The organism is Methylobacterium bullatum (genome assembly GCF_014845095.1).
Taxonomy (GTDB): Bacteria; Pseudomonadota; Alphaproteobacteria; order Rhizobiales; family Beijerinckiaceae; genus Methylobacterium; species Methylobacterium bullatum.
Genome location: NZ_NKUG01000098.1, coordinates 24,674 through 34,165, shown reverse-complemented (window position 1 = coordinate 34,165; position 9,492 = coordinate 24,674). Strand labels below are relative to the sequence as shown.

General features: G+C 68.4%; 10 protein-coding genes. 4 read left to right on the top strand and 6 right to left on the bottom strand.

Features of this window, described 5'->3' with window-relative positions; translation table 11 throughout:
• The 4 genes from MBTS_RS14895 to MBTS_RS14880 form a co-directional block, all read left to right on the top strand.
• On the top strand, window positions 1–276 hold a 276-nt coding region (locus MBTS_RS14895; protein WP_244973571.1), incomplete at its 5' end, for an amidase family protein.
• A gap of 10 nt (window positions 277–286) precedes the next feature.
• A complete protein-coding gene (locus tag MBTS_RS14890; protein WP_056149352.1) occupies window positions 287–586 on the top strand; it encodes a hypothetical protein in 300 nt (99 codons plus the stop codon).
• A gap of 68 nt (window positions 587–654) precedes the next feature.
• Window positions 655–2,127, top strand: coding sequence for an Asp-tRNA(Asn)/Glu-tRNA(Gln) amidotransferase subunit GatB (gatB, locus tag MBTS_RS14885; RefSeq protein ID WP_056149354.1), 1,473 nt, complete (start codon window positions 655–657; stop codon window positions 2,125–2,127).
• Between the two features lie 262 nt (window positions 2,128–2,389).
• Window positions 2,390–2,788 carry a hypothetical protein gene (locus MBTS_RS14880; protein WP_056149356.1) on the top strand — a complete coding sequence of 133 codons (399 nt, stop codon included), beginning with the start codon at window positions 2,390–2,392 and terminating at the stop codon, window positions 2,786–2,788.
• A gap of 640 nt (window positions 2,789–3,428) precedes the next feature.
• On the opposite strand, the gene MBTS_RS14875 is transcribed toward MBTS_RS14880, so the two are convergent.
• From MBTS_RS14875 to MBTS_RS14850, 6 genes are all read right to left on the bottom strand, one after another.
• On the bottom strand, window positions 3,429–5,234 hold the full coding sequence (locus MBTS_RS14875; protein ID WP_192215934.1) for a methyl-accepting chemotaxis protein: 1,806 nt from the start codon (window positions 5,232–5,234) through the stop codon (window positions 3,429–3,431).
• Window positions 5,235–5,373: 139 nt separating this feature from the next.
• A complete protein-coding gene (locus MBTS_RS14870; RefSeq protein ID WP_056149361.1) occupies window positions 5,374–6,399 on the bottom strand; it encodes an HlyD family secretion protein in 1,026 nt (341 codons plus the stop codon).
• Window positions 6,400–6,434: 35 nt separating this feature from the next.
• Window positions 6,435–6,629, bottom strand: a complete 195-nt coding sequence (locus tag MBTS_RS14865; protein WP_018043487.1) for a DUF1656 domain-containing protein — start codon at window positions 6,627–6,629, stop codon at window positions 6,435–6,437.
• Window positions 6,630–6,641: 12 nt separating this feature from the next.
• Window positions 6,642–8,609 (bottom strand): FUSC family protein, encoded by a 1,968-nt coding sequence (locus MBTS_RS14860; protein ID WP_192215938.1) that lies wholly within the window; start codon window positions 8,607–8,609, stop codon window positions 6,642–6,644.
• A gap of 53 nt (window positions 8,610–8,662) precedes the next feature.
• Window positions 8,663–9,079: a DUF4345 domain-containing protein gene (locus tag MBTS_RS14855; protein WP_056149365.1), complete on the bottom strand. Its 417-nt coding sequence runs from the start codon at window positions 9,077–9,079 to the stop codon at window positions 8,663–8,665.
• A gap of 64 nt (window positions 9,080–9,143) precedes the next feature.
• On the bottom strand, window positions 9,144–9,413 hold the full coding sequence (locus MBTS_RS14850; protein ID WP_018043490.1) for a hypothetical protein: 270 nt from the start codon (window positions 9,411–9,413) through the stop codon (window positions 9,144–9,146).
• Window positions 9,414–9,492 lie beyond the last annotated feature (79 nt).

The window sequence follows — 9,492 nt, the reverse complement described above, 5'->3', positions numbered from 1 at the left end:
ATCCTGACCCCCGCCACCCCGTCCGCCGCCTTCGGCATCGGCGAGAAGGGCTCGGGCGATCCCGTGGAGATGTACCTCCAGGACGTCTTCACCATCACGGTGAACATGGCGGGGCTGCCCGGCATCTCGGTGCCGGCCGGGCTCGACGCGCAGGGACTGCCGCTGGGCCTCCAACTCATCGGGCGACCGTTCGACGAGGAGACGCTGTTCGCCGCCGCCCAAGTGATCGAGACGGCGGCCGGGCGGACCAAGCTGCCGAAGGCGTGGTGGGCATGAAAGCGCGACCATGACCGTTCCGGTCTATCCCTTCGACGTCTGGATCTGGGCCGCGTTCGATCCCGTCCTGATCGCCATCGCCCTGGTCATGGGCTGGAAGTCGGACCAGTTCGTGAAGGTCATCCTGGTCTCGCTGATGGCTTTCGCCATCTCGGTTATGGTGTCCTGGGCCGTCACGGCCATCGGCATCCCCTGGCCGGCGCCGATCAGCCATGACGGGCCGACCTTCTTCCCCATTCGCTGGATGGCGGGCTTCCTGTGGGGCACCCTCGGCTTCCTCGCCCATCAGCTCTATCGCCTGCGCGCTTGACCGCGCCGGCCGGTCCTTCCACCTTTCCGGTGCGGTTTCGCGCCGCGCAACACTGAATCCGGGCCATCATGACCGCTGCCGTGAACCCTAAGAAACTCATCAAGGGCGGCCTGCACGACTGGGAGGTCGTGATCGGCATGGAGATCCATGCCCAGGTCACGAGCCGCTCGAAGCTGTTCTCCGGCGCCTCGACGGAATTCGGGGGCGAGCCCAACGACCACGTCTCCCTGGTGGACGCGGCGATGCCTGGCATGCTCCCCGTCATCAACGAGGAATGCGTGGCCCAAGCCGTGCGCACCGGCCTCGGACTGAAGGCGCTGATCAACCACCGCTCGGTGTTCGACCGGAAGAACTATTTCTACCCGGACCTGCCGCAGGGCTACCAGATCAGCCAGTTCAAGGACCCCATCGTCGGCGAGGGCGAGGTGCTGGTGGACCTGCCCGAGGGTGAGACCATCACGGTGGGCATCGAGCGCCTGCATCTCGAGCAGGATGCCGGCAAGTCCCTGCACGACCAGAACCCGACCCAGAGCTTCGTCGACCTCAACCGCTCGGGCGTCGCCCTGATGGAGATCGTCTCGCGGCCGGATCTGCGTTCCTCCGAGGAAGCGCGCGCCTACGTGACCAAGCTGCGCACCATCCTGCGCTATCTCGGCACCTGTGACGGCGACATGGAGAAGGGATCTCTCCGCGCCGACGTGAACGTCTCGGTGCGCAAGCCCGGCGAGCCGCTCGGCACCCGCTGCGAGATCAAGAACGTCAACTCGATCCGCTTCATCGGGCAGGCCATCGAGGTCGAGGCGCGGCGCCAGATCGCGATCATCGAGGATGGCGGTACCATTTCCCAGGAGACCCGCCTGTTCGATCCGGGCAAGGGCGAGACCCGCTCCATGCGCTCGAAGGAAGAGGCGCACGATTACCGCTACTTCCCCGACCCGGACCTGCTGCCGCTGGAATTCGACCAGGCCTATGTGGATGCTTTGGCCGAGGGTTTGCCGGAACTGCCCGACGCCAAGAAGGCGCGCTTCATCGAGTCCTACGGCCTCTCTCCCTACGATGCCGGCGTGCTCATCGCCGAGCGGTCCTCCGCCGATTATTTCGAGGCGGTGGCCAAGGGCCGCGACGGCAAGGCCGCGGCGAACTGGGTGATCAACGAGCTGTTCGGCCGCCTCAACAAGGAGGGCCACAGCATTGAGACGAGCCCGGTCTCGGCCGATCAGCTCGGCGCCATCGTCGATCTCATCGGCGAGGGCGTGATCTCCGGCAAGATCGCCAAGGACCTTTTCGAAGTTGTCTGGTCCGAGGGCGGTGACCCGCGCGAGATCGTCGAATCGCGCGGCATGAAGCAGGTGACCGATACAGGCGCCATCGAGGCGGCGGTGGACGAGATCATCGCCAAGAACCCCGACAAGGTTCAGCAGGCCAAGGAAAAGCCGACCCTGCTCGGCTGGTTCGTCGGCCAGACCATGAAGGCCACGGGCGGCAAGGCCAATCCGGCCGCGGTCAATGCCCTGCTGAAGGCGAAGCTCGGGATCGAGTGACCCGCGCCGCGCCGTTGTCGAGGCTCTCATTTCAACCGGTTGCTCAAACCCGACAAAGACATCCTCGATCGGCCCTGGCGCATCATGGTCAGCGCAATGCGCCGGCGGGCGCGCGGAGGCGGCTAACGAGATGTCTTAGAGGCACATGTGTCGGCCCTCGTGATGGCACCGGTGGCGGGGCGGGCGCCCGTCAGCCACACATCTCCCACTTTTATCGGGGGGCATGGCGCTCGGGCGCGCGAACGGCACAGGAAAATCCCAAATGCCCCTCAGGCTCGACCACTCCTCCGTCGAGGAACTCAACCTGGCCTTGCGCCTGTATCGGCGCCTTCTCGTTCGCCTGCCCCTGATCCTCGTCCTGGGCTTCGCCGGGGTGATCGGCCTGTCCCGTCTCAGCACGGTCCTGTCGCCGCCCTACGGCGTCTATCTCCTCGGGTGGGGCCTGGAGACTTGGGGATTGCTCGGCCTCCTCGCCCTTCTCTTCGCGGAGCTATGGTGGGAGGGCCGCCAGATCGGCAAGGCCCTGAACCATCCGGCCCTGCTGGATGCGCCGATCATGGGGCTTATGGGCGGCCTCGGCGTGATCGGTGAGCGCGCCGCCGAGATCGGGATGGAGCCCGGATTCTTCCACGGCCCGCTGCGGCCGATCCGCCAGCGCTGACGAGACCATGGCGCTCGGCAAGCCGGTCCCTCGCGGGCGAAAAGCTTCCGAGATCGATCGCGAGAGCATCCAACACTTTCATGATCCGGCGGTATGAGGACGGCGGTTTTTTGCCCTGGGGGCTGAACCACGCTCTCTCAAAATCGGCGATCAGTTATGTGGGAAGGTTTGCGGGCCTCGAGGCTCGGACACGTCGGATGAAGACAATGGACCGGCGGCGGAAGCGGTCGAATTGGGGCATTCTGCGCATTCGAAGTCGTGCCGTATCGGCCGCTTCTGCGCCCCGGAGACCGCTTCCGTCCCGTGATTCGCGTTTGTGCTACTCAACGTCCAGGCCGAATTAGTCCCGGATGATCGTCGCAGCATCCTGCTGGGGTGGAGTCATTCCCGTCTCCTGCCTCTAAGTTGGTCGTGATCGACAACCGATCTACGCCTCCTCGTTGCTTGAGCTGTGCTTTGTTCAAGAGCACATGATCAAGGTGCGACTGGATCGCCCTTACGTCAAGCCCCTATCTCGTCTTTCCGGCAACTGTATTCTTTCCCATTCCGCCACATCTTAAAATGCGCTGCCCATTCAGGTGGTTGGCCAGGTGGTCGACAAAGTGGTCGGCAAAGGATCGTCCGCGTTCCGGGGCCGGATTCAGGCAACGTTCCGGAGTGCCACGCCGCCGCGCGAAGGTGCGAGATTGGGCATCCGTCCCATCGCCTCCGCGTAATCGGCCGCCAGTTCCGCCGCGCCGCGCAAGCCTCCCGGCTCGTCCCGGTAACCGCCCGTGCCGGCAATGGCGCCGCCCTGCCATTGCCGCTCGATCGCGGCACGCTCGGGCGTGCCGGCGAAGGCAGCGATGAAGGCATCCGCCGCCATGAGCAGGCGGCAGGCGCTCGGATGGTCGGCGACGGCGGCGGTGTAGTACCAGGGCGCGGGTGCGATGTTGCCGGGCACGATCTCGATGCGGCCGCGCCACGGGCTGTCGGCGCCGGTGCAGGCCCAGTGCATGATCGGCGCGTCCACGGCGAAGGCATCCACCACGCCCTCAGCCAGGGCGTCGTGGATGCGGCCCTGGTCGGTGATCGGCACGAGGCTGCCGAGGGTCGCCACCCGCCTTCCCTTAGCCTGCAGGTTCTCGGCCCAGCGCAGTCCGGCGGCCTCCAACGTGGCGTAGGCGCTCGGATCGTTGATGACGCCGAGCGTCCGGCCGTCGAGGTCGGACAGGCTGCGGATGCGCGTGTCGCCGGTCCGGCGCGCCAGCACGTAGTGGAGATGGGTATAGGCCTGCGAATAGGCGATGGCGCCGAATCCCGGGCTCGGCGGCAGGGCCGACCATACGATGTCGGCGGGCGCCTCGGAGGCGGTCCGGCCCGCATCGAGCAGTTCCGTGCACTGGTCCCAGGGGCATTCGACGAAGACCGGCGTGACGCCGAGGGACCGCGCGAAGGCCGTGGCATAGGCGATGTCGAGGCCGAGCAGGGCGCCGCCGGCGGCCTTGCGGAAGGACAATCCCTTAAAATCGGGCTCCACGGCGATCCGAAGGGTACCGCGAGCCCGGATGTCGTCGAGGAGATCGAAGCCTTTCGGACGGCGGGCGAGACCGTGCCGGGCCATGTCCGGCGCGGGCAGGCCCGAGGCGGCCGCCTGCAGCGTGGCATCGGCCAGAGCCAGGGCGCGGACGGCCTTGGCCTCCGTCCGGTCGATGCTGCTCTGCATGGCACCGAGAGCCTCACCGATGGAGGCGTTGCTGGCGCTGATCGCGGACAGTTCGACGCCAACACCGCCGAGCAGGGTTTCGATCCGGTCGGCGGTGGCCCGCACGGAACCGGCGAGTCCGTCCAGGGCATGGTCCGTCGAGACGCGCAGGGCAGAGAGATCGGCGCGGACATCGGAGAAATCGATGATGCCTGCCGCGTTGCGTGCGCTCTCCCGGGTCTGGTCGGCCAGGGCGCGGACCTCGGCGGCGACCACGGCGAAGCCGCGCCCATGCTCACCGGCTCTCGCCGCCTCGATCGTCGCGTTCAACGACAGCATCCGGATCGTCGCGCCGATCCCGTCGATGGCGGCGACGATCCGGCTCGCCTCGGTGGCCTTGGTGTCGATGCGCGCGCCGATGCGGGCGATCTCGGCGTTGATCTCGCGCATGGCCTGACCGACCGCATCCACGAGCTCGCCGCGGAGGCGCTCGGCCGTTCCCGCCGCCGTGTCGCGGCCGACGCTGCCGAGCGTCGCCGCCAAGGAACGGTCGACGCCGGTCGATTGGCGACGGATCTCGCGGGTGAAGCTGGCGGCCTGTCCATTGGCGCGGGCGGCGTGGCGCATGAGTGTCGCCATGCCGGCCACCGCGTCGGTGACGCCCCCGTCTCCGGGCGCCGCGGTCGGGTCGTTCTCAAAGGCGTCGATGGATTTCAGCACGTGACCCGACCCAGCCGAGAAGATGCCGGAAGAATCGCTCATGGTCCTTAAGCGCGGTTGAAACCGCTTCGCGATCCGTGCTCAACTTCGCGCCAATACTGAAGAAGTTTTCACCTCTCCATCGCCTGGGCATGCTGCCCCGAGGCATTCGGCGAAGCGCGACGTCGTCCTGGCCAGGGCTTCAGCGGGCCGCCGCCCCCGAAACACGCTCCTGCCCGGAGGAGGCGGAGGGTCCCGAGAAGCGGTCGCGCAGGGTCTTCCAGAACGTGCCGCCATGGGCACCGGGCTCGCCCACGGAGACGGTGGCGTTCATGCCGGCCACCAGGGTGACGCCGTCGGGAACCCTCTCGATGCGGATGCGCACGGGGACGCGCTGGGCGAGGCGCACCCAGGTATAGACCGGGTCGACATTGGGCAGGCCCTGCGTGCTCGGCGAGGCGTTGGCGTTGCTGATGCCGAGGGTGATGCTCTCCACCCGGCCGTCGATGAGCGCCGAGTAGCCGAGAAGCTCGGCCTTCGCCGCGTCGCCCACATGGATATGGGCCAGCTTCGTCTCCTCGAAATAGCCGTCGATCCAGAACGAATCGGTATCGATCACCGCGACGTTGACGGTGCCGGCGGCGGCGTAGTCGCCCGCGCGCAGGAGGAGGTTGGTGACGCGCCCGTTCACCGGCGAGCGCACTTCCGTGCGTCCTCGGTTGACCCGGGCCTGATGCAGCTGCGCCTTCGCGGAGGCGAGCGCCGCCTCCGCGATCTTGGCGGTGCCCGCATATTGCTGCTTCTCCTCCACCGAGGTGGAGAGGGTGGTCAGGGCCTCGCGCCGGGCCGCCTGGGTCCGTTTGACCTGAAGGTCGGCCTCGCGGTTCTCGAGCTCCGCCTGGGCGGTCGCGATGGCAATGTCGAAATCCACCGGATCGATGACGTAGAGCACATCGCCCTTGGCGACGGTCTGGTTGTCGGACACGCGCAGTTCGATGATCTGGCCGGAGACCTGGGGCGCTACGCTGGCCACCTGCACGCGGACGCGCCCGTCGCGGGTCCAGGGCGCGGTGACGTAGAACTGCCAGACCAGGGCGGCGGCCAGGCAGGCGCAGGCCAGGATCACCACGGTCGCCAGGAGGCGCACCACGCGCCAACGCCGGCGCCTCGCGAGGGACGGCACGCGCTCGCGGGACGGGCGAGCGTCGGAGAGATCGTCGTCGGCCATTGTCAGGCAAGATCCATGTCGGCGAGCCACATTGCTCAGAAGAGAACGATGAGAAGCGCGAGGATGCAGACGAAGATCCCCGCCTCGGCCAGCGGCGGGTTGGCGACGTAGCGGCTGAAGCGGATGCGGCTGAAGCCAAACCGCAGGAGCACCATGATGGCCAGGGCCGCCAGCACATAGGCGACGAAAGGCGAGATCAGGACGCCGCCGAGATCGATGTCATGCCGCATGGGGCGCCTCCATCAGGCCGGTCGCAGGATGCCGAGGCGGCGCAGGAGGCGGTGCTGGCTCTCCATGATGCCGCCCGCCGTCACCAGGTCGCTGACGAGGCGGGCGGTGTCGAGCCGCGTCGGGGCGCTCACGGATCGGCCGTGCCGGAGGAACGCGCGAACGGACCGGGCGAGCGTGGCCGCGTCCGCCGCCTCCAGCCCCTCCCGCGCCTGCCTCGCGGCATCGTTCAGGGCGGGATCGTCGGGGAGGCGGCACAGCTGGGCATGGGCGCGGGCGGCGGCGGATTCCAGCCGGGCCAGGTCGAAGGCACGCTCCAGGCTCGCCGCGCGGACGGCGCCGCTGCCCGAACTCCATTGCGAGAATTGCAGCAGCCGATCGCTGTTGAGGCTGGTGCGGGTGGTGGCGTCGCCGCCATCGCCGGCCAGCGCGTCCAGCACCGAATCCCGGGCCGAATCGAGGGCGAAGGCGCGGCGCTGGGCGCGCGAGATCGGCAGCACGATCCGCACCGCGACGAACAAGATGCAGGCCGCCATGGTCACCAGGAACGCGTTCGCCAGGAAGGTCTGTCCGTCGTAGGTCTGCGGGTTGGACGGCGACAGGAGGACCATGAAGAACACGAGCAGGATGAAGCCGATTCCGAAGGTCGGCGGATTCAGGCTGAGAAAGCACGCCACGAAGATCACCGGCGCGATGGCGATGGCGAGCAGCGGGAAGCCCTGCTCGCCCCCCAGCACGCCGAAGAGCACGATTCCGGCGCAGAGCGCCGCCACGGGCATTCCGATGAGTACGCCCCGGGCAAAGGCCTTCGAATCCGGCGCGATGGCCGAGAGCGAACAGGTCGCCGCCACCTGCACCAGGGCGAAGGACGTGGCGGGCCAGCCGGCGGCGATGAGGAGGAGGGCGGTGGCGCCAAAGGCGATTCCCACCCGCGCCGCGCCGCGAAGGGCCACGGGCATGTCGCGATGCGTCGGCAGGGCGACATCGCGCTTCGGTCGGCAGCCGGTGGAGAGGGCGTTCAATCCGTCCGCGGCGAAGGAGGCGGCGCGCGCGAAATCGAGGCCGCGCTGTAGCGCCAGGATCTCCAGGGGCTCGTTCGTCCCACCCTGGATCGCCTCATCCACCAGGGCACCGAGGCGATGCGCGGCCGCCTCGGCATCGGGCGTCCCGTCATCGGTGAGACCCAGGCAGATCCGGCGGGCCTCGGCGACGGCCGCGCTGTCGCGACCCAGCATCGCAGCGGCGGCGGTGAAGGCGCGGCTCGCCGCCGCCATGGCGTAGAGCGCGGCGATGGCGCTGCGCGCCCCGGCGCCCCGGCGGGCGCCGTCGTCGAGCTCGCCGCCGATGGCGCTGGCATCGGCGCGCATCACCGCGATCTGCCGGATCAGGGCCGCCGCCCGCTCCGAGCCGGGATCCGCCTGGGACAGGGTCTCGCGGGCGAAGGCCCGGGTGGCCGACAGGGCCTCGGAGAGCGGCTTGCGCAGGGTGCGCCACGTGCTCGGCGAGGCCAGGGCGTCGTTGATGAAGGTAATGGCGACGATGCCGATGGTGATCGCCGCGACGCGGTCGATGGCGGCCTCGAAGACCGCCTGCGGCGTGTCGATATGGGCGACGGCGACGATGGCGACAGTGTAGCCCGCCAGCATGGCGCCATAGGCCCGCGTGTCCTGCAGGAAGTGGGCGACGAAGACGCAGAGGCCGAGCCAGGTCGCCACGGAGACCAAGAGGAGAACCCTGTCCTGTCCGAACGCACCGATCAGCAGGATCGATATCGCGCCCCCCGCCAGGGTGCCGAGAAAGCGGTACAGTGCCTTGGACAGGGCCTGTCCGCGTTTGGGCTGGGCCAGGATCGCCACGCAGACGGCGGCCGACGAGGCGCCGGAGAGCTGAAGCCAGAACGCGGCGTAGAGGGCCAGCACCATGGCGAGCCAGATCCGCAGGGCGAAAGCCCAGGCGGAGGGCGCGGGGACGATGCGCTCCATGAGCGAAAGGGCGCGGTCGACCGGGGAGGGGCGTGTTCCGGCAGAAATCACGCTCACGGAGAAGGCCCGGCCGCCGCCGCATCCGCGGCCTTGGCCGCGACCCGCATTTGCCAGAGGCAGAGGAGGGGCGTCACCACCAGTTCCATCGCCAGGGCACCCAGCATCACCGCCGAGGGCAGGCCGGTGAGGTAGAGGCCCAGCAACCGCGCCAGCCCGCCGAGCACGACGACGAGGGTCAGGAAGCGGAACAGGCGCGACTTCGCCTCGATGGCCGGTACGCAGCTCCAGAACAGGATGCCGATGCCCGTCAGCAGCCCCGACAGATAGCGGAAATGGCTGTCGGCGGAGATCTGGGACAGGCTGTCGCCGCCGACTCCTCCGAGCCCGAACAGGATTCCGAAGAGCCCCGACGCCACCGGTATGATCGCGGCCACCGCCACCACGCGCTGCAGCGCCTCGCGTTCCCGCATCCGCCCGTTTCTCCGCTCCGGCCCGGAGCAATCGTAGCTCGAGCCGGTCCCGAATCGAACTAGATCAGGCCTTGATCTCCTTCAAGCGCTTGACGCATTTGCTGAAATATTGCGGCCATTTCGGCCCCTGCGCGGCCTTGTCGGCAACCGAGAGGGCGCGCCACTCGGCACCGCATTTCTTCTGCCGCTCGCGGGCGGCGCTCTGCCCGACCGTCAGTTCCTTCGCGGCGGGCTCCGGAGCGGCGGCAACGGGGTCCTTGGCGGACGCCGTCGTCGCGAAACCCAGCACCATCGACGCCGCGACCACCGCGGCCGGAAGAAAACGAAACCGCATGATTGCAACCCCAGGCTGTTGTCCTGCGCTCACGGTGAGGCGCCGGAACCGCCATCATCACAGCCAGAAGTCGGGGAAA